The following is a 17,744-nucleotide window of genomic DNA, read 5'->3' as shown; positions in this document are numbered from 1 at the left end:
GGGCTCACCGCGAACTCACCGCCGCCGTCCCGAGGCTCACACGACGTTTCCGGGAGCCGCCCTGGCTCCGGAGCTCACCGCCTCCACGAGGCTCTCCGGCAGGCCGATCAGGCGCAGCGCGTCCGCCCCGGGGGCCCCGGTCACGGCCGTCGCGGACTCGGCGGCCTGCCGGAAGCGTGCTCCGGCCGTGGCCCGGTCGCCACGCGTCTCGGCGAGGCGGCCGAGTCCGGCGAGCAGCCGTACCCGGTTGCCCACGCTCCTGATCCAGAGCGGGTCGATCAGCTCAAGCGCCTCGGTGTAGTGGCGCTCCGCCCCGGCGAGGTCGCCGTCCTCCAGGGCGATGTCCCCCAGTCCGCGCAGGGCGGCCCCGACGTAGTTCGAACTGCCCGCCCTCCGGGCCAGGGCGGCGGCCCTGTCGTAGTCGGCGCGGGCCGCGGCCTGGTCGGTCTCGACGAGCTGGTCACCCCGGTTGACCAGCAGGTCGGCGGCATCCTCCAGGGCCCCGAGCTGGTCGGTGAGGTCGAGCGCCTCGTCGATCAGTGCGACCGCCCGGGTACGGTCGCCGCGTGCGACCGCCAGACCGGCGAGCGCGTCCAGGGCCAGTGCGGTACCCCACCGATCGCCGAACGCGCGGAACTCCTCAACGGCCCCCTCCCAGACACGCGCGGCCTCCGCCATACCGGGCAGGCCGCTCTCCCCGAGGGAGTCGCCCTCGCCGAAGAACTCCCCCAGGGCGCCGAACCCCAGCACGTACCGGGCGACCGCCCGCGCCCACCCATGAGGGCAGTCACGTTGGGCGGTGATCAGCGCGAACGTCTCCAGCGCGCCCTCCCCGCCCGTGTTGTGCATCATCCACAGCAGCAGGACGGCCGGATACCGCCCCGGCCGGTCACCCGGCCACGCGGTGGCCAGCGCCCGCCCCGCCGCCGCGCGGTGCCGCCGCCACACCTCCCGTCCCCCGGGACCGGAGGAGGCCAGCAGCACGCACACCGCGTACTCCTCGCCGAGCCCGGCGGGCGGCCGTTCACCCACCACGTCGAGCAGCGCGGCGGCGTACGGCGCGACGGAGGGGGAGACGCCGCGAATCCACAGGTAGGTCGAGGCCGTGGCGAGCAGCTCAAGGCCCACGGCCACATCCGAGGACTCAACGGCCCAGCGCACCGCCGCGGGCAGGTCGCCGTGCTCACGCGCCAGGACCCCAAGCCATTCCAGCTGCCGTGTCCGCAGCAGGTGCGGGGCGGCGGTCCTGAACAGGTCGAGGACGTCGCGCGCGTGGGCACGCCGTACGGGTTCGGCCTCCCCGGCCGCGTTGAGCTGTTCCGCACCGTAGGCGCGGACGGTCTCCAACATCCGGTAACGCCCGCCGACGACCTCAAGAAGAGACTTGTCGACCAGGGATTCCAGCGTCTCGCCGTCGATGCCGCACACCCGTGACGCGGCCTCGGCGCTCGCGCCCCCGGTGAAGACGGTGAAACGCCGCGCGGCCCGCTGCTCGGCCTCCGGCAGCAGGTCCCAGCTCCACGCCACCACCGACCGCAGGGTCCTGTGCCGCTCCTGAGCGGTACGGCTGCCGCGCGCCGCGACGGCGAGCCGGTCGTCGAGCCGCCCCGCGAGGTCGTCGAGTTCCAGGGTGCGCAGCCTGGCCGCCGTGAGCTCGATGGCCAGCGGCAGATTGTCGAGGGCCGCACAGATCCGCCGCACGACCCGTCCGGTACCACCGTCGGCGGTCGTGACGTCGTCGGCCGTGCCGGGGGCCGGGGTGACGGCGAAGCCACGCCGTACGGCACGGGCCCGGTCGGTGAACAGCCGTACGGCCGCGTCGTCGTCGAGGGGCCGTACCTGCCACAGGTGCTCCCCGGTGATCCCGAGCGGTTCCCTGCTCGTCGCCAGCACCCGCAGCCGGGGGCAGGCGGCCAGCAGCCGGGCCGCCAGCGGAGCCACCTCCTCGACGAGGTGCTCGCAGTTGTCCAGGACGAGCAGGAGCACCCGGTCGGCGAGCGCCGCGATCAGGCGGTCGACCGGCCGTCGCTCACCGACCTCCAGACGCAGGCCGTTCTCCCGCAGGCCGAGCGCGCCCAGCAACGCCTGCGGCAACTCGGCGCCGTCCCGCAGCGCGGCGAGCTCGACGAAGCACACGTCGTCGGCGGCCCTCCCCGAGGACCTGGCGCCTCCGGTGGGTCCGGCGACCCCCGGAGCCCCGGCTACCTCGACCGAGAGCCGTGTCTTGCCGACGCCGCCGGGGCCGACCAGGGTGACCAGCCGGGATGTCCGCAGCAACTCGGCGACCTCGGCCACCTCCCCGGACCGGCCGACGAAGGACGTCAGCTGGGCGGGCGGGGCGACGGGCGGAGGGGACGGGTCGGCGGCCAGCAGTTCCCGGTGCAGCGCGAGAAGTTCGGCCGAGGGGTCGGCGCCCAGTTCGTCGGCCAGGTGCCGCCTGGTCTCCTCGAACGCCGCCAGCGCCGCGGCCTGCCCGCCCTCGGCGAACAGCGCGCGCATCAGCAGCCCCGCCAGCCGTTCCCGCAGCGGGTGACGGCCGGCCAGTTCCCGCAGTTCGGGCACGAGCGCGCGGTGCCCGCCGAGCCGCAGCTCACCCTCCACCCGGTCCTCAAGCGCCGTGAGCCGTAGCTCCTCAAGACGGACGGCGGCCGGACTGTCGGTGAGGTCGGCCAGCGCGGGCCCCCGCCACAGCGCCAGCGCCTCCCGAAGGAGTGCCACCGCGCGTTCGGCGTCCTCCTCCCGCAGCGCCGCCCGCCCCTCACGTGCCAGCCGTTCGAACCGGAAGGCGTCCACGTCGTCGCGGACGACCACGATCCGGTAGCCCGCCCCGGCCCGTTCGATCGTCGCCGCCGTGCCGAGAGCCGTACGCAACCGGGACACCTGCGACTGCAGGGCGTGCGCGGACAGCGCCTCATCGGGGTTGACCTCGTCGGCCAGCCGATCGGCGGAGACCACCTCACCGGGGTTCACCAGCAACAGCGCGAGCAACCCGCGACGGGCGGGACCTCCGAGCGGAATCTCACTCCCGTCGTCGCGCCACGCACAGGTCTGCCCAAGGAGCCCAAACCGCATATACGTGATTATCCCCGTTACCGCCCTCCGCGCTCGCTCGCCGTGGTCACGCGGGACCACGGCCGGAGAACGGCCGGTCATCCCGGTGCGTCCCGGGGGACGACCCGGACCGCGACCGGGGCAGAAGGACGGTCACATGAGGGGGCCGAGGTAGGTTCCGCCGGAGACGTCGACGGTCTGGCCGGTCACCCAGCGGCCCTGGGGGCTCGCCAGGAAGGCGACGACGTCGGCGACGTCCTCGGGCTCGCCGAGCCGTCCCAGCGCGGTGATCGCCTCGAACGCGGCGACCACCTCGGGGATGGACGTGTGACCCGCGGTCATGTCGGTCCGCACCACACCGGGCGCGACCGTGTTCACGGTGATCCCGCGCCTGCCCAGCTCGTTGGCCAGGGACGGCGCCATCGCCTCGATCGCCGCCTTGCTGACGGTGTAGCCGATCTGCATGGAGACCGCGATCCTGCTGGCCGTCGAGCCCATGTTGACGATGCGGCCCCCGTCGTTCAGCAGCGGCAGCGCGCGCTGGATCACGAAGAACGGCGTGCTCACGTTGACCGCGAGCAGCCGTTCGAACTCCTCGGGGGTGACCTGGGAGATGGGGTTGCCCGACCCGATGCCCGCGTTGTTGACCAGGATGTCCAGGCCACGCCCGGCCAGCCCCTCGGTCAGCCCCTCGAACAGCCGGTCGATCGCGCCCGGCTCACCGAACCGGGCCTGCACGGCGAACGCCCGGCCGCCCTCCTTCTCGATCCGCGCCACCGTCTCACGGGCCGCCGCGTCGTCGCCGCCGTAGTGGACGGCGACAAGGGCACCCTCGGCCGCCAGCCGTACCGCCACCGCCCTGCCGATGCCCCGCGAACCACCCGTCACCAGCGCCGTCTTGCCGGCGAGAACACCCATCAGAACTCCTCGATCTCGGCCGGCCCTCGGTGTGGTCCCGGCGACCCCCGAACCATGACGCCCACCCCTCACCGCGCCCTCACCCCCGGCTCACCGGCTCCGCCGTGCTGCGGATGATCGTGGAAGGCGCCTCTCGCCGGGGAACGGGCTCACGCGCGGCGAAGACGGGTCAAGCGTGCTTGTGACGCCGATAGTGGCGGGCCACACGGACGCGGTTGCCGCAGCGGGCCGCCGAGCACCACCGGCGGCGCGGGTGGGTGGGCAGGAACAGCATGACGCAGTCGGCGGCCTCGCACTGGCGGACGTTGGTCACCGCCGGATCTGTCAGCAGGTCCGCCACGGCTTCGGCCAGCCACGCGGCCAGTCGCTCCCCGGGCGTGCCGGTGCGGTGCCGGGTGGCCGTGACGGCCTCGCCGTTCCAGGTCAGCTCGCTGATGGCGGGCGCGCCGCGCTGAGCCTGGTTGAGCGCCTCCAGAGCGGCCGCCGACGGCCGCGCGCCGACGCGGACCCGCTCCAGGGCATGCGCGGCGTGCTCGCGCAGATCGCGTACGGCGGTCAGGTCGGCGGCGGTCAGGTCGAGGTGCCGGCGAGCCTCGGCGAACCGGTCGGCCTGGAGGTTCAGCCAGGCGTGCAGTCGCTCGGGCGTGGTCAGCAGATCGCCGTCGGCCGTGCGGGTGTTGACCAGGTCCAGGGCCAGGGGTTCCCCGACCAGGGGGCCGAGATCACTCATGTAGCTAATGGTACTCCGGGCGGTTGACACGTTAGATACGGTCTGGCTATAACTAACGCATTATTTCCTAATAAAGGCATTAGTTATGACGTTTCCTCTGACAGCGCGCACCGTCCATCGCCACCTCGACGTCGACGGCGTCCGGGTCTTCTACCGCGAGTCACTGCCCGAGCGGGCCGACGCGCCGGTCCTGCTGCTCCTGCACGGTTTCCCGTCGGCCTCGCATCAGTTCCGCCGCCTCATCGACGTGCTGGGCGCCCGCTACCGGCTGATCGCACCCGACTACCCCGGCTTCGGCCACACCGTGGCCCCCGCCGACTTCACCTACTCCTTCGAGCGGCTCGCCGACGTCACCGAGGGCTTCGTCCAGCGGCTGGCCCTGACCCGCTTCGTGATGTACGTCTTCGACTTCGGCGCGCCCATCGGCTTCCGGCTCGCCGGGCGGCACCCCGAGTGGATCGCAGGCCTGGTGGTGCAGAACGGCAACGCCTACGCCGAGGGCCTGTCGGACGGAGCCCGCGACTTCATCGCCCTGCGTCCCGGCGTCCCCGGCGCCGAGGACGCCGTCCGTGGCCTGCTCACCCTGTCCGGCACGCGCGGCCAGTACGAGACCGGCGTCGCCGACCCCGAGCTGGTCGCCCCCGACGGCTGGACCCTCGACCAGCACTTCCTCGACCAGCCGGGCCGTAAGGAGGCCCAGGTGGCACTGGCGTTCGACTACCACTCCAACGTCGAGCTCTACGGCGAGTGGCAGGCATGGCTGCGCACGCACACCCCGCCCACCCTCATCACCTGGGGGGTCGACGACCCGTTCTTCCCCGGGCCCGGCGCTCACGCCTACCTGCGCGACCTGCCCGACGCCGAGCTCCACCTGATGAACACCGGCCATTTCGCCCTGGAGGACCACCTGCCCCAAATCGCCCCGCTCGTCGCCGACTTCCTGGACCGTGTGTGGCACTGACGGTGTTGTTCTCGGTGGCGTTGATCACCATCACCACCGAGACGCTCCCGATGGGCCTGCTGCCGGAGATGAGCCACGGCCTCGGGGTTCCGCAGGACTGGATCGGCTGGCTGGTGGGCGGCTACTCGCTGATCATCATCGTGGCGACCATGCCTCTCATGACGATGACCGCACGACTGGACCGCCGCCGGCTGCTGGTGGTGATCATGGGACTGTTCGCCGTGGGGAACGCGTTGCTGGCCGTCGCCCCGAACTACCCCATCGCCCTGCTGGCCCGCCTGGTGACCGCCGTCGAGCACGGGGTGCTGTGGTCGTCCATGGCCGGGTACGCCGCCTCGCTGGTCACCCATGACAGGGCGGGACGGGCGGTGGCCGTGGTGTTCGCCGGTAACTCCGCAGCGCTGACCGCGGGGGTTCCGCTGGGCACCCTCCTGGGCCAGGCGCTCGGATGGCGCACCGGCTTCGCCGTGTTGAGCGGCCTGTCCGCCCTGCTCCTGGTCGCCGTGAGAGTCCTGCTGCCCGAACGGCCCGCGACTCCCGCCCCCAGCGGGCTGCGGGGCGCACTGCGGCTGCCCTCGGTATGGATCGTCACGGCGGCCACGGCCCTGGTCATGCTGGGGCAGTTCACCCTCCACACCTATCTGATGCCCTACCTCGGCGAAACCGATCAGAGCGGTACGGCCACCGCGGTCGCGGTGCTTCCGGCCACCGGCGGCGTGGTCACCGTCGCCGCGGGGCTCCGCCGAGCGCGCGGGCCGCTCCCGCCGGCGCACGCCGATCCCGGCGCGTGACCACAGCGGAGACCGGGTCCGGATCGCTCACGCGGCCGTTCGCAGCGGTCGGCCAGGCGCGGGCCGGTACCGAGGCCCCCGGGTGCTCCAGCAGCGACCGCCGGCACGTGCGCCGCCCGCAGGCCGGTTCGAGCAGCACCTCCTCAAGCCGGGTCTGCGCACCGGCCGCCGGGTCCGCGTGCTCCTCGCCCCAGTCGTGTCCCGGCCGCAACGCCTTGGCGTACGCCGCCCAGTCGATCGGCTCGACGCGGAACCCGCCGTCCCCGGTGGTGTGGATCAGCTCCCGCGGCTCGTCCAGGAAACGAGGCATGCCGTAGGAGGCGAGCGCCATCATCTTGTACTCGTCGCTGGACCGCATGAACCCCAGGTGCCCGGTGACCGCCTCGTACATCGGTTAATTGGGGCTTGTCGTCAAAAATGGTGAACGGCGAGGCGTTCTTCGGGAAAGCGCCGGGAACGATAGCCCGTGTCGGACGGTGATCACCGACGGAGCGACGGGTGAGGTGGGGGAAAGCCCGGGTAGGGGGGTCGGGTGAACGTCCGAGCCGTACCGGTGATCGCGCTGGCCCTCACGCTGGGCCTGTCGGGATGCGCCATGGAGGGGAAGAGCGCCGCGGAGCGGACCGTCGAGCGCTTCTACACCGCCGTCCGCGACCACGACGGGCAGCGCGCCTGCACTCTGCTCGCCCCCGACGCGGTCGAAGGACTGCGCACCGGCGGCGAGGTCTGCGCCAAGGCCGTTCTCGACCTCGACCTGCCCGGCGGGCAGGTCCGCGAGACCGCCGTCTGGGGGGACGAGGCCCAGGTACGGCTCACGCACGACACCGTCTTCCTGCACCGCTTCCCCCTGGGCTGGCTGGTGCGGGCGGCGGGGTGCAGGTCACGGGGCGACCTGCCGTACAGCTGCGAGGTGAAGACCTGAGATGCGCGCCATGTTCGTCGTCACGATGACCGTCATCACGGCCGGGTTGGTCTACTTCTTCGTCATCGGCCTGCTGCAGCGTTAGGGGGCTCCGTGAGACGTTTCGTGCGGGACAACGCGTTGAGCCTGTTCTTCCTGGTGGCCTTCCTGCTGGCGGTCGTCGGCCAGTCCGTCGCGGGGGTGGCGGACGTCAACGCCGACCAGCTCGCCAACGGCGGGTCGGCCGTCTCCTGGTGGCAGTACGTCACCTCCTCCGACTTCGCCGTCGACGTGGCGGAGAACTGGCAGTCGGAGTACCTCCAGTTCCTGCTGTTCATCGTCATCACCGTCTGGCTGGTGCAGCGGGGCTCACCCGAGTCGAAGAAACCCGGTGAGGAGGGCACGGGAAGCGACGCCGAGCAGAAGGTCGGGCGGCACGCCGTCCCCGGCAGTCCCGAATGGGCCGGGGCGACCGGACTGCGCCAGACGCTGTACGGAAACTCCCTCGGCCTGCTGATGGGGACGATCTTCGTGCTGTCCTGGCTGGCCCAGGCGGTCGCGGGCACCGCGAGCTACAACCGCCGCCAGTTGTCGCAGCTGCAGGACCCGGTGAGCCTGGGAGGGTATGTCGCCTCCCCCGATTTCTGGAACCGTACGCTGCAGAACTGGCAGTCGGAGCTGCTGGCCGTACTGTCGATGGTGGTGCTCTCGATCTACCTGCGTCAGCGTGGCTCACCGGAGTCCAAGCCCGTGGGCACCCCGCACGAGGAGACCTCCACGGAGAACTGAGCGTCTCAGGGCTTGGGCGTGCCCTTCCGGTCGTCGGGGAGGTTCGGTTCGGGGCCTTCGGGATCGATGCCGACCGGCGCGTCCGCGCCCTCGGCGTTCTCCCGGTCGTCCGGCACCTGGGCCGGAGGCTGCGGCGAGGTGTCCTCGGGATCCGTCTCGGTCATCTTGATTTCTCCGTTCCGCTTTGCGACCTTCCATTGCCGGGCGATCGAAATGTTGTCCGGCGGTCGATCTCCGGGGTTTTCGACGGCACGGCGCAGCCATCGATACCCCGACATATACGCATTTCGCATATGTCGCTATGAAATAGTGGGAAAAGTTCTAACGATCGTTTCGGTCACGGAACCTGTTCAGCACCGCCGCGAGAGTGATGCCGTAGACCACGTGCCCGACGGCCATGACCGCCGGACGCCCCGGCCGGTCCGCGGAGATCGGCGGCAGGGCCGTCACCCCCGGCACCCACCCCTGGTAACTGGCCAGCCAGATCGCCAGGCCGTACCCGATCCCGACCGGCACCGGAGTCCGGTGCCCTCTGCTGACCAGGCGGAACAGCGTCCCGGCCGTCATCCCGAAGCCGAAGTGGGCCAGGGCGCCCAGCACGCCCTCACCCGGTTTCCTGCGGTGCGGGTGGCCGGGCAGGGCGGCGCGGACGATGTGCTTGGGCGGCTGGTCCGCCATCAGTCCCGCCCGGCTGCCCGCCAGCATCACCGCGCTCATCGCGGCGGTGGCCAGCGCGCCGCCGACCCCGCCTTCGAGCAGCCCCCGCCCGTTCATGTCAGCTCCGGCAGGACCTTGGCGGCGTAGAAGTCGAAGAAGGCGTCCTGGTCGGGGCCGATCTGGTTGACGTAGACCTCGTCGAACCCGGCGTCGACGTACTGGCGGATGGCGGCCAGGTGCCGTCGAGGGTCGGGCCCGCAGGGAGAGGAGGCGACCGCGTCGTCCTCCCCGACCATCTCGGCGAGCTGCGCGAAGTGCCGGGGCAGCGGCAGCAGCTGCGACGCCTCCCCCTTGATGCCCTGGGTCGGCCACAGCCGGTGCACGTGCGAGCGGGCCTGCGCCTCGTCGGAGGCGTAACAGACCTTCAGCCCGCCCTGCGTCGTCTTGCCCGCGCCCCCCGACTTGTGGAACGTCTCCACCAGGTCGGCGCTGGGGCCGGTGGTGATGAAGCCGTCGCCGATCCGCCCGGCCAGCTCGGCGGCGTGCTCGCCGAGACCGGACACGTAGACCTGGGGTGGCTCGTCGGGCAGCGTGTAGAGCCTGGCGGTGTCCACCTCGTAGTACTGGCCGCGATGGGTGACCAGTTCGCCGCTCCACAGCCACCGCATGAGTTCGACGGCCTCCGCGAGCATCTCCATCCGTACGGCCGCGGGCGGCCACCGGTCGCCGAGGATGTGCTCGTTGAGCGCCTCGCCGGTCCCCACACCGAGCCGGAACCGGCCCTCGGTGAGCACGGCGCTGGTGGCGGCGGCCTGGGCGACGACCGCCGGGTGGATCCGCACCAGGGGACAGGTGACGGCGGTGGTGATCGGCAGCGAGACGGCCTGGGAGAGGGCGCCGATCACACTCCACACGAACGGGCTCTGACCCTGCTCATCGAGCCACGGGTGATAGTGGTCGGAGATCCACAGGGCCTGGAATCCGGCCTGCTCGGCCAGCTTGGCCTGCCGTACCAACTCCTTCGGATCGTGTTCCTCACAGCTCAGGAAATAGCCGAACCTGGTCATTGCCGGCTCCCTTCGACGGGGTGATTCTTCCCCTACCCCGCCCGTCAGGGCGAAACAGATCGGCCGGTGAATAGGCTCTGGTGGCATGTACCCGAGTTCCGCCCTTGGTGAGTTCCTCCGTTCACGCCGGGCCGGGCTCAGGCCGCAGGACGTGGGACTGAGCGCCGGAGTGAGGAACCGGCGGGTCGCGGGGCGCGGAGACGCCGTAGACCAGGGCGAACAGCCCTCCGCTCGCCAGGATCGCGCCGGGGACGTCAAGCCTGGTCCGGACCGGGACCGTCGTCTCACGGACCACGGTGATCGCGCCGAGCATCACCAGGACGCCGATGCCGAACAGGATGAGCATGGTCCACCGCCAGTTCAGGCCGCTGGTGATGAGGCCGCCGCCGATCGTCCCGATGACGAACCCCAGCGAGAGCAGGGCGCCGTTGACCCCCAGGGCCCTGGTGTGCCGCGGCCCCTCGGGGAAGGCGGCGGGTCATCAGCGCCAGGGCGGTCGGACCGATCATGGCCGCCGCGACGCCCTGCCCCGCCCGTGCCGCCACGAGCGACCCGGGGCTCGGCGCGAGTCCGGCGAGCAGCGATAACGCGGTGAAGGCCGCCACCCCGACGATGAACGACCTGCGCCTGCCGAGCATGTCGGAGGCCCGTCCGAACAGCGGCATCAGCGCGGCCGTGGGCAGCAGGCACGCGGTGACCACCCACTGCAGGGCCGAGGCGCCGGAGAAGTGCAGGTCCCGGCCGATCTCCGGAAGCGCGACCGTGATGACCGAGTAGTCCAGCCCGGTCATGAACGTGGCCCCGCACAGGGTGATGAGAATGAGCCGGCCGCGAAGCCCCAGCCTCGCGTCGGGAGGTGTCGTCGTCATGGCGATCAGACTGCGGTCGCCGCGAACGATCAACCAGAGCCCCGCCGAAGGTACACCTGTCAGGTGCAGGCAAGCCATACGGACTCCACATGATCGTGGCCCAGGGGTGGTGGTGGGCCAATATTGAGGCGCCACTGACTGCGGCCAGGGTCCGTGTGCTGGACCGGGCCGGTATACCTCCTGGTGAACGCGGGTTTCTTCCGGTTTTCGTGGGGGTTTTCGTGAGCGGTGAGTATGGCCGGGTGCCGATCCTGATCAAGGATGTGCGGGTGTTCGACGGGGTGTCCGACGGGCTCAGCGAGCCTCGGTCGGTGTACATCCGGGACGGCAGGATCGCTCAGGTACGGGACGCGCCCGGCCTGGACGCGGTGGTGATCGACGGGGACGGGCGGACGCTCATGCCCGGCCTGACCGACGCGCACGTGCACGTGTTCGCGGCCGGGAGCACGCACGCGGACCTGATGACGGGCAGCACCGGCGTGGGGTACTACAACGCGGTGGCCGAGGCCGGGCGGATGCTCATGCGGGGCTTCACCGCGGTGCGGGACATGGCGGGAGACGTCGCCTCGCTGCGCCTCGCCCTGGACGCGGGCGTCCTGCCCGGACCCCGCATCTATCCGAGCCAGGCGGCCATCTCCCAGACGTGTGGCCACGGTGACTTCTCCGACGTGCACAACGACGCGACGATCTTCGGAGGGCCGGGTTCCCGCGCGGAGGAGATCGGGTTCATGCGGGTCGCCGACGGCCGGGACCGGGTGCTCGCGGCGGTCCGCGAGCAGTTCAAGCGCGGCGCCAGCCAGATCAAGGTGATGGCCGGAGGCGGGGTGACCTCCACCTACGACCCGCTGGACGTCGTCCAGTACACCGGAGACGAACTGCGCGCGGCGGTCGAGGCGGCCGCCGACTGGGGCACGTACGTGTCCGCGCACGTCTACAACGACACCGGCATCCGCCGTGCCATCAAGGCCGGGATCAAGGCCATCGAGCACGGCCATCTGGCCGCCGACCAGGACACCCTCGCCCGGATGGCCAAGTACGGCGTCTGGCTCAGCACCCAGCCCTTCCTCGAAAGCGACCACGTCTACACCGACCCCGTCTCGACGGAGAAGAACAAGGAGGTGTGCGAAGGCGTGGCCCGGACGTACGAGTGGGCGCGCGAGTGCGGCACGAAGATCGCCTTCGGTACCGACCTGCTGCTGAACCCCGCCGAGAGCGACCGGCAGAGCGAGATGTTCACCCGTCTGACCACGCACTTCGGGTTCACGCCGGTCGAGGCCTTGAAGATGGCCACCTCAGGCAACGCCGAGCTGTTCCGTCTGTCGGGCGAACGCGACCCCTACCGGCAGGCGCGCTTCGGCGTGATCGAACCCGGTGCCTGGGCCGACGTCCTGGTCGTCGAGGGCGACCCGACCCATGACCTGAGCCTCCTCTCCGACCCCGGCAAGAACCTGGCCGTCATCGTCAAGGACGGCCGTATCTACAAGAACCGTCTCGCCACCACCGGCCACGGCGGATAGCGCCTTCCGGTGCAGCCTCCACCGCTCAGGCCGGTGGAGGCTGCACCGTGGAGACCGTACGGCGTGCCTTCGGCGAATCGGCAGAGGCCACGCCGCTGGAGGCCTGATCGACGTCGACCGCTGACGGTTCCCAACGGCCGGAGGCCGGGCCGGCCATCCTTGAGCCATGTTCGCCCGGAGACGTGGACATCCCCGCACCTGTGATACGTTGACGGTAGTTGCAGTTTTGGTACCCATGATGAACTTGTGTGCACCTGACGGTTTGTAGCCTCGGGTGCATTTTTTGTTTACCGGTCTTCTCCGGTGTGGGCCTATTGCGGCGACGCGAGATCCATATCAGGACGGATTTCGGCTTTACACCTACAAGAGGAGATCAATATGGCTTCCGGCACCGTGAAGTGGTTCAACGCGGAAAAGGGCTTCGGCTTCATCGAGCAGGACGGCGGCGGCGCCGACGTCTTCGCCCACTACTCCAACATCGTCGGCCAGGGCGGCTACCGTGAGCTGCGCGAGGGCCAGAAGGTGACCTTCGACGTCACGCAGGGCCAGAAGGGCCCGCAGGCCGAGAACATCGTCGCCTCCTGACGACGAACACCAGGGATCAGGGCTCGCGCCTTCACGGCGCGGGCTCTTTTTCCTTTTCCTCCGGGAAACGTCCGGTCTGGCCGGGAAACGTCTGGGAAACCTGACCAGGAGGGGCGACGGCGGTTCGCCCGTCCGGATCACCGGTCACGGCGGATCTGACGCGACTTCGCCGCCGGGAACTCGTGACACGACCCCGTCGAGGCCCGCCGGTCGTCTCGGCTCCTGAGGAATGAGGACCGGGGCGGGCCAGGGGACGAGATCACGGGCCGGTCAGCGACTCCGCGATCACGACGGAGGACGAGGCGAGAGCGGTCTCACCGTCCTCGATGTCCCAGAGCGCGTTCTGCAGCAGCCGTCCGAGCGTCCAGCCGGTCGCGCGGGCGCGGTCCAGGCCGAGGACCTCGGTGAGCAGGTCGAAGCGGCGCCGTACCACGCGCGGAGCGTCGCCCTTCATGACGACGTCGTCCCACCTGCTGTCCAGGGCGGGCCAGAGGTCGAAGCCGGGGTCTCCGGCGAGCGGCTCGGGGTCGATGGCGAGCCACGGTTCACGATCGGCGGCCAGGACGTTGTCGTAGTGCAGATCCCAGTGCAGCATCCGGTCTCCGGGCTCGTCGGCCAGCTCGGCGACCGCGGACGCCCAGCCGCGCAGGAGCCGCCGCTCCGCCGCGTCGGCCAGAGCCGGGACCGCCTCGGGGACCTGCTCCAGCATCTCGGCGGCGATGTCGCCGAGGCCTCGCAGCTCCGGCGGAGCGGGAACGCTCACCAGCCGGGCCTGAAGCCCGGCGAGGACGCCCATCGCGACGTCGTCGTCCTCGACGGAGGCCAGCGTGCGGGTGGTGTCCAGCCGTTCCAGGAGCACGGCGCCGCTTTCCGGATCGTGGTCCAGCAGCCGCACCATCCCCTCGCCGTTCCAGGCGCGCAGCCCGATGAGCGCGGCGGTCGTCTCCTGCCTGGGCATCTGCAGCTTCAGCACCGCGCGTTCGCCGTGCTCACGCAGCACCGGCAGCACCAGCGAGGCCTCCCCGGATGCGGCCGCGCCGTCCCGTTCCAGCCCCCAGCGGTCCAGGAGCTCCGCGGCGAGGGCCGGCAGCCCGGCGATCCAGGCCCTTCCCCGCTCGCCGAAGCCCCTGGCGTACGACGCCGCCAGGGACCGCGGGACCTCGACTGCTTCCGGCATGCTCACATCCTGTTCTTCTTCAACGGAATCGCACTTCCCACCGAGGTCATGTCGTACGGCGGGCACGCAGGGCCCGGACCTTGTGGCGGTTGCCGCAGCGCTCCATCGAGCACCAGCGCCGGGCACCGGGCCGGGAGGAGTCGACGAAGACCAGCGGGCAGGTCTCGCTGGCGCACTCACGGAAGCGCTCGGCCAGCGGCCCGGACAGCAGCTCGATCATCTCCCGGGCCATCGTGGACAGCGCCTGGGTGGCCAGAACCGGCACCGCCCACCCGGTGTCCATACCGTTCTCGGCGAGTTCGGGGACCAGTGGCGGCGCGGCGGCGGCCCGGTTGACGGCCTCGACCGCCTCGGCGGGCAGCGGACGGTGCGCCGCCCTGGCCCGTGCCGCGTTCCAGATCGCCCGCCGGAGGGCCTTGGCCGCGACCAGGTCCTCAGCCGTCACGGGGACCGTGACGACCGCGCCCAACGGCGGCTGGGCCAGCCATTCGCCCAGGTCGGCGGGCTCGTGGAGGGTCTCGAACACCGCGTAGCGGCCTTCGCCCCCGCTGTGGGCGAAATCCAGGCAGACGGCGCCCGCGTCGAAGCGGAACGACCCGCCCCTGAAGTCGTGTAACACCCGTCCGGTTGCGTTCGTGCGCATGAAACCACTATAACTGGTGTCAGTCGAAACCGGTATTACCGGTGTCATGCAGGAGGAAGAACATGGGCGTCCGGCACATCAATCCCGAGGGTCTCCACCGCAGCCCGGCCTTCAGCCAGGCCGTCGTGGTCGAGCAGCCGACGAAGACCATCTACATCGGCGGCCAGAACGGCGTCGGCCCCGACGGCAAGGTCGTCGGCCCCACGGTCGGGGAGCAGGCCGTGCAGATCTTCCACAACCTCCTGACCATCCTGGAGAGCGAGGGGGCGACCCTGGCGAACATCGTGCACTGGACCATCGCCGTGGTCGACGGGCACTCCTTCGACGAGGGCGTGGCCGCCTTCCGCCAGGCCTGGAACCTCGACGCGCCGCCGCCCGCCATCACGGTCCACGTCGTCGCCGGCCTGAACCCCGGCTGTCTCGTGGAGATCGACGCCGTCGCCGTCGTGTGACCCCGGTCAGGCGCCGAGGCCGGTGAAGTAGGCGGCGGTCTCCGCGTCCGCCGGGTAGTACGACTCGATCGAGACCTCCTCCAGCGTGATGTCCAGCGGGGTGCCGAACGTGGTGACGGTCGAGAACAGCCGTAGTTCCCGGCCGTCGAAACGGAAGATCATCGGAGTGGCGACCTCGGACTCGACCCGATGGGACACCTCCTCACCCCCGGGGGCCAGCAGCTCCTCGTGGAGCGCGGCCAGCCCGGGGTCGGGGGCGACCGCGAGCTGACGGGAGATCCGGACACGCAGCAGCGAACGCACCTCCGCCAGGTTCACGATGAACGGGGCGAGCCCACGCGGATCCAGCCCCAGCCGCAGCATGTTGACCGGCGGACGCAGCAGCTCGGGGGCGACGCGCGCGAGAAACGGGGCGAGGGCGCGGTTGGTCAGCACGATGTCCCACCGGCGGTCGACGACCAGCGCGGGGTACGGCTCGTGCGCGCGCAACACCCTTTCGACCGCCTCCCGAGCCGCGGGCAGCGCGTCCCCGTCGAGCGGTCGTTCCGGGTAACGGGGGGCGAAGCCGGCGGCGAGCAGCAGCCGGTTGCGCTCACGCAACGGCACGTCGAGCTGCTCGGCGAGCCGGATGATCATATCGGCGCTCGGGCGGGATTTCCCGGTCTCCACCAGACTGACGTGCCGGGCCGAGACGTCGGCGGCGATCGACAGATCGAGCTGGCTGAGCCCGCGGCGGTGCCGCCACCGCCGCAACAGTTCCCCGACCGTGCGCATGGCCGCCGATCATAGTGCGCCGACCGAAAACCTCGTCCGACGGTGCCCGCTCTCCCGGTCGTGGAAAGCTTTCCCCACTCCATGCGTGCCCGCGCGTTGCCCTTGTACGGTTCGCGCTCAGATCCACCCCATGGGCATCGATCCGAAAGACCTGCACGGCGAAAAGGCGAAACGCTTCGAGGCCGAGCTGACCGACCGGAAGTACCAGGAGGAACTGCGGCGGACGCACCGCCTGGGCCTGCCTCCGGCCGACTCCATCGAGGACAAGGAACTGGCCTCGACGTTCCAGCGGGGTGAGATCCCGCACTTCTCGGGCATCAAGACGTTTCTCAAGGCGCCGTACCTGGAGGACGTCAACCTGGTCGGCGAACACGAGGTCGCGGTGGTCGGTGTGCCACTCGACACCGGGACCACGTACCGGCCGGGACCGCGTTTCGGACCGGAGGGCATGCGCAGCATCTCCTCGCTCTACTCGCCCTACTACTACGAGCAGGGCGTGGACCTGCGGGAACAGCTCGACATCGTGGACGTGGGCGATATCTTCATCACCCCCGCGAACATCGAGAAGGCCTTCGACCAGATCACCAAGGGCATCGAGCACATCGTGTCCAACGGTGTGTTCCCGGTCATCCTCGGCGGGGACCACTCGATCGGGTTCCCCACCGCCAGAGGCGTGATGAACGCGTTCGGCAAGAAGATCGGCGTCATCCACTTCGACCGCCACCTGGACACCCAGAAACGCGACCTCGACGAACGCATGCACACCACGCCGTGGTACTGGGCGGCCCACGAGCTGCATTTCGACATGGGCAACCTCGTGCAGATCGGCATCGGCGGCTGGCAGGTTCCCCGGCCAGGAGTCGAGGAGGCCCGCAAGGGCGGCACGGTGGTGATCACCGTCGAGGACATCGAGGAGCACGGCCTGAACGCGGTCGCCGACCTGGCGCTGGAGGTCGCCTGGAGCAACGGCGCCGAAGGCGTGTTCCTGTCCTTCGACATCGACGCCGTCGACCCCGGCTTCGCCCCGGGCACCGGCTGGCCGGAGCCCGGCGGCCTCTACCCGCGTGAGGCGCTCAAGCTGGTGCGCCGTTTCGCCGAGGAGGGACTGCTCGGCATGGAGGTGGTGGAGGTGTCACCGCCGTACGACACCTCGGATGTGACGTCGCTGCTCGGGGTCCGGCTGATCTGCGACGTGCTGGCGGCCTCCGTCAAGGCGGGCAAACTCGGGCGTACCAGGAGCGGTGATCCGCAGACCGCCCGGGCCCGGGAGATCGACGAACGAGACGGGGACGACGGCGCGTAGTGTTCGACGCCATCCTCGCCGCGCTCGGCATGTGCGCGGACGGGCTCGGCGAGGGTCTCTACGCCGTACGCAAGGGGTTCAGAGGCCGTGCGATGGCGCTGGGATTCGCCGTCGCGGCGGTGCTGACGGCCCTGACCAGGATCGTCACACCGCTGAACTTCACCGTGGAGTCCGTGGCCGTCACGACCCAGGGCGTCAAACGGGCGCCCCAGATCTACTGGGTCGTGGTCCTGTCGGCCGTGCCCACCGTCGTGCTCGGTCTCCTCGGCCTGTACGAGCCGCTCATCGGGCTGTTCGACAAGGGCGTGATCGCCGGGACCATCGCCGGAGTCGGCATCATGCTGGCCGCCACCGGTGTGGACTACATCCGCGCCAGGAAGGCCACGGGCATCGCCTCGACCGTGGCCGGGGTCGGCGCGTTCCTGCTCACCGGGGACCTGGCCATCACCGTCGTCGCGGCGATCCTGGCAGGCGCGCTGGTGGCCCGTTTCCTGGGCCGAGGCTGGGCGACGAGCCGGAGGAGGCGGAGACGCCCGAGATCGAGAAGCCGCGGTTGATA

Annotated in this window: 20 protein-coding genes and 1 pseudogene; 9 read left to right on the top strand and 12 right to left on the bottom strand. The window is 70.7% G+C overall.

Annotated features, from left to right (window positions below; translation table 11 throughout):
* Window positions 1-36: 36 nt before the first annotated feature.
* From ACFYY8_RS25155 to ACFYY8_RS25145, 3 genes are all read right to left on the bottom strand, one after another.
* The gene (locus tag ACFYY8_RS25155; RefSeq protein ID WP_390044862.1) at window positions 37-3,072 is read right to left on the bottom strand and encodes a BTAD domain-containing putative transcriptional regulator; all 3,036 of its coding nucleotides are present in this window, start codon (window positions 3,070-3,072) and stop codon (window positions 37-39) included.
* Window positions 3,073-3,204: 132 nt separating this feature from the next.
* Window positions 3,205-3,969, bottom strand: coding sequence for an SDR family NAD(P)-dependent oxidoreductase (locus tag ACFYY8_RS25150; RefSeq protein ID WP_390044860.1), 765 nt, complete (start codon window positions 3,967-3,969; stop codon window positions 3,205-3,207).
* A gap of 169 nt (window positions 3,970-4,138) precedes the next feature.
* Window positions 4,139-4,699 carry a CGNR zinc finger domain-containing protein gene (locus ACFYY8_RS25145; protein ID WP_390044858.1) on the bottom strand — a complete coding sequence of 187 codons (561 nt, stop codon included), beginning with the start codon at window positions 4,697-4,699 and terminating at the stop codon, window positions 4,139-4,141.
* 85 nt (window positions 4,700-4,784) lie between these two features.
* Between ACFYY8_RS25145 and ACFYY8_RS25140 the strand changes: the two genes are divergently transcribed.
* Both ACFYY8_RS25140 and ACFYY8_RS25135 read left to right on the top strand, forming a co-directional pair.
* Complete coding sequence (locus ACFYY8_RS25140; protein ID WP_390044856.1) at window positions 4,785-5,660, top strand: alpha/beta fold hydrolase; 876 nt, start codon at window positions 4,785-4,787, stop codon at window positions 5,658-5,660.
* Window positions 5,651-6,451, top strand: a complete 801-nt coding sequence (locus ACFYY8_RS25135) for an MFS transporter (RefSeq protein ID WP_390044854.1) — start codon at window positions 5,651-5,653, stop codon at window positions 6,449-6,451. The genes ACFYY8_RS25140 and ACFYY8_RS25135 overlap by 10 nt, the downstream gene beginning before the upstream one ends.
* Here the strand turns inward: ACFYY8_RS25135 and ACFYY8_RS25130 are convergent.
* Window positions 6,381-6,842, bottom strand: coding sequence for a carbamoyltransferase N-terminal domain-containing protein (locus ACFYY8_RS25130; protein ID WP_390044850.1), 462 nt, complete (start codon window positions 6,840-6,842; stop codon window positions 6,381-6,383). The two genes, ACFYY8_RS25135 and ACFYY8_RS25130, sit on opposite strands and share 71 nt — an antisense overlap.
* A 141-nt stretch (window positions 6,843-6,983) precedes the next feature.
* Here ACFYY8_RS25130 and ACFYY8_RS25125 point away from each other — a divergent pair, with 141 nt between their 5' ends.
* Together ACFYY8_RS25125 and ACFYY8_RS25120 are read left to right on the top strand one after the other, a co-directional pair.
* Window positions 6,984-7,373, top strand: a complete 390-nt coding sequence (locus ACFYY8_RS25125; protein WP_390044849.1) for a hypothetical protein — start codon at window positions 6,984-6,986, stop codon at window positions 7,371-7,373.
* A 93-nt stretch (window positions 7,374-7,466) separates the two neighbouring features.
* On the top strand, window positions 7,467-8,141 hold the full coding sequence (locus ACFYY8_RS25120; RefSeq protein ID WP_390044847.1) for a DUF6766 family protein: 675 nt from the start codon (window positions 7,467-7,469) through the stop codon (window positions 8,139-8,141).
* A 5-nt stretch (window positions 8,142-8,146) separates the two neighbouring features.
* On the opposite strand, the gene ACFYY8_RS25115 is transcribed toward ACFYY8_RS25120, so the two are convergent.
* The 5 genes and pseudogenes from ACFYY8_RS25115 to ACFYY8_RS25095 all read right to left on the bottom strand — a co-directional run.
* Window positions 8,147-8,305: a hypothetical protein gene (locus tag ACFYY8_RS25115; protein ID WP_390044845.1), complete on the bottom strand. Its 159-nt coding sequence runs from the start codon at window positions 8,303-8,305 to the stop codon at window positions 8,147-8,149.
* Between the two features lie 157 nt (window positions 8,306-8,462).
* Window positions 8,463-8,915 carry a DUF6789 family protein gene (locus tag ACFYY8_RS25110; protein WP_390044843.1) on the bottom strand — a complete coding sequence of 151 codons (453 nt, stop codon included), beginning with the start codon at window positions 8,913-8,915 and terminating at the stop codon, window positions 8,463-8,465.
* Window positions 8,912-9,865: an LLM class F420-dependent oxidoreductase gene (locus ACFYY8_RS25105; RefSeq protein WP_390044841.1), complete on the bottom strand. Its 954-nt coding sequence runs from the start codon at window positions 9,863-9,865 to the stop codon at window positions 8,912-8,914. Before ACFYY8_RS25105 ends, ACFYY8_RS25110 begins: the two co-directional genes overlap by 4 nt.
* 121 nt (window positions 9,866-9,986) lie before the next feature.
* Window positions 9,987-10,277, bottom strand: coding sequence for a hypothetical protein (locus ACFYY8_RS25100; protein WP_390044974.1), 291 nt, complete (start codon window positions 10,275-10,277; stop codon window positions 9,987-9,989).
* Between the two features lie 118 nt (window positions 10,278-10,395).
* Window positions 10,396-10,656: pseudogene (locus ACFYY8_RS25095) on the bottom strand (MFS transporter); the annotation flags it as partial.
* A gap of 299 nt (window positions 10,657-10,955) precedes the next feature.
* Between ACFYY8_RS25095 and ACFYY8_RS25090 the strand changes: the two are divergent.
* Both ACFYY8_RS25090 and ACFYY8_RS25085 read left to right on the top strand, forming a co-directional pair.
* Window positions 10,956-12,251, top strand: a complete 1,296-nt coding sequence (locus ACFYY8_RS25090; RefSeq protein ID WP_390044839.1) for an amidohydrolase family protein — start codon at window positions 10,956-10,958, stop codon at window positions 12,249-12,251.
* A 378-nt stretch (window positions 12,252-12,629) separates the two neighbouring features.
* A complete protein-coding gene (locus ACFYY8_RS25085; protein WP_352015001.1) occupies window positions 12,630-12,836 on the top strand; it encodes a cold-shock protein in 207 nt (68 codons plus the stop codon).
* A gap of 259 nt (window positions 12,837-13,095) precedes the next feature.
* Here the strand turns inward: ACFYY8_RS25085 and ACFYY8_RS25080 are convergent, their stop codons facing one another.
* Together ACFYY8_RS25080 and ACFYY8_RS25075 are read right to left on the bottom strand one after the other, a co-directional pair.
* Window positions 13,096-14,013 carry an aminoglycoside phosphotransferase family protein gene (locus tag ACFYY8_RS25080; RefSeq protein ID WP_390044836.1) on the bottom strand — a complete coding sequence of 306 codons (918 nt, stop codon included), beginning with the start codon at window positions 14,011-14,013 and terminating at the stop codon, window positions 13,096-13,098.
* Window positions 14,014-14,059: 46 nt separating this feature from the next.
* Window positions 14,060-14,656 (bottom strand): CGNR zinc finger domain-containing protein, encoded by a 597-nt coding sequence (locus tag ACFYY8_RS25075; protein WP_390044834.1) that lies wholly within the window; start codon window positions 14,654-14,656, stop codon window positions 14,060-14,062.
* A 62-nt stretch (window positions 14,657-14,718) separates the two neighbouring features.
* Here ACFYY8_RS25075 and ACFYY8_RS25070 point away from each other — a divergent pair, with 62 nt between their 5' ends.
* Window positions 14,719-15,108: a RidA family protein gene (locus ACFYY8_RS25070; RefSeq protein ID WP_390044832.1), complete on the top strand. Its 390-nt coding sequence runs from the start codon at window positions 14,719-14,721 to the stop codon at window positions 15,106-15,108.
* 6 nt (window positions 15,109-15,114) lie between these two features.
* Here the strand turns inward: ACFYY8_RS25070 and ACFYY8_RS25065 are convergent, their stop codons facing one another.
* Window positions 15,115-15,882 carry a helix-turn-helix domain-containing protein gene (locus ACFYY8_RS25065; RefSeq protein ID WP_390044830.1) on the bottom strand — a complete coding sequence of 256 codons (768 nt, stop codon included), beginning with the start codon at window positions 15,880-15,882 and terminating at the stop codon, window positions 15,115-15,117.
* A 130-nt stretch (window positions 15,883-16,012) separates the two neighbouring features.
* On the opposite strand from ACFYY8_RS25065, the gene ACFYY8_RS25060 reads away from it, so the two are divergent.
* Window positions 16,013-17,185 (top strand): agmatinase family protein, encoded by a 1,173-nt coding sequence (locus tag ACFYY8_RS25060; protein ID WP_390044828.1) that lies wholly within the window; start codon window positions 16,013-16,015, stop codon window positions 17,183-17,185.
* Window positions 17,185-17,742: a hypothetical protein gene (locus ACFYY8_RS25055; RefSeq protein WP_390044826.1), complete on the top strand. Its 558-nt coding sequence runs from the start codon at window positions 17,185-17,187 to the stop codon at window positions 17,740-17,742. The genes ACFYY8_RS25060 and ACFYY8_RS25055 overlap by 1 nt, the downstream gene beginning before the upstream one ends.
* Window positions 17,743-17,744 lie beyond the last annotated feature (2 nt).

This window comes from Streptosporangium sp. NPDC001559, assembly GCF_042893955.1.
Classification (GTDB): Bacteria; Actinomycetota; Actinomycetes; order Streptosporangiales; family Streptosporangiaceae; genus Streptosporangium.
The sequence above is the reverse complement of the archived record's forward strand: the minus strand, read 5'-3'. Positions and strand labels throughout refer to the sequence as shown.

Bases quoted from the DNA above. Each gene is read 5' to 3' on its own strand.
- ACFYY8_RS25075 (WP_390044834.1), bottom strand. From the start codon at position 14,656: ATGCGCACGAACGCAACCGGACGGGTGTTACACGACTTCAGGGGCGGG.
- ACFYY8_RS25085 (WP_352015001.1), top strand. From the start codon at position 12,630: ATGGCTTCCGGCACCGTGAAGTGGTTCAACGCGGAAAAGGGCTTCGGC.
- ACFYY8_RS25110 (WP_390044843.1), bottom strand. From the start codon at position 8,915: ATGAACGGGCGGGGGCTGCTCGAAGGCGGGGTCGGCGGCGCGCTGGCC.
- ACFYY8_RS25150 (WP_390044860.1), bottom strand. From the start codon at position 3,969: ATGGGTGTTCTCGCCGGCAAGACGGCGCTGGTGACGGGTGGTTCGCGG.
- ACFYY8_RS25105 (WP_390044841.1), bottom strand. From the start codon at position 9,865: ATGACCAGGTTCGGCTATTTCCTGAGCTGTGAGGAACACGATCCGAAG.
- ACFYY8_RS25065 (WP_390044830.1), bottom strand. From the start codon at position 15,882: ATGCGCACGGTCGGGGAACTGTTGCGGCGGTGGCGGCACCGCCGCGGG.
- ACFYY8_RS25115 (WP_390044845.1), bottom strand. From the start codon at position 8,305: ATGACCGAGACGGATCCCGAGGACACCTCGCCGCAGCCTCCGGCCCAG.
- ACFYY8_RS25140 (WP_390044856.1), top strand. From the start codon at position 4,785: ATGACGTTTCCTCTGACAGCGCGCACCGTCCATCGCCACCTCGACGTC.
- ACFYY8_RS25155 (WP_390044862.1), bottom strand. From the start codon at position 3,072: ATGCGGTTTGGGCTCCTTGGGCAGACCTGTGCGTGGCGCGACGACGGG.
- ACFYY8_RS25080 (WP_390044836.1), bottom strand. From the start codon at position 14,013: ATGCCGGAAGCAGTCGAGGTCCCGCGGTCCCTGGCGGCGTCGTACGCC.
- ACFYY8_RS25130 (WP_390044850.1), bottom strand. From the start codon at position 6,842: ATGTACGAGGCGGTCACCGGGCACCTGGGGTTCATGCGGTCCAGCGAC.
- ACFYY8_RS25145 (WP_390044858.1), bottom strand. From the start codon at position 4,699: ATGAGTGATCTCGGCCCCCTGGTCGGGGAACCCCTGGCCCTGGACCTG.
- ACFYY8_RS25070 (WP_390044832.1), top strand. From the start codon at position 14,719: ATGGGCGTCCGGCACATCAATCCCGAGGGTCTCCACCGCAGCCCGGCC.
- ACFYY8_RS25060 (WP_390044828.1), top strand. From the start codon at position 16,013: ATGGGCATCGATCCGAAAGACCTGCACGGCGAAAAGGCGAAACGCTTC.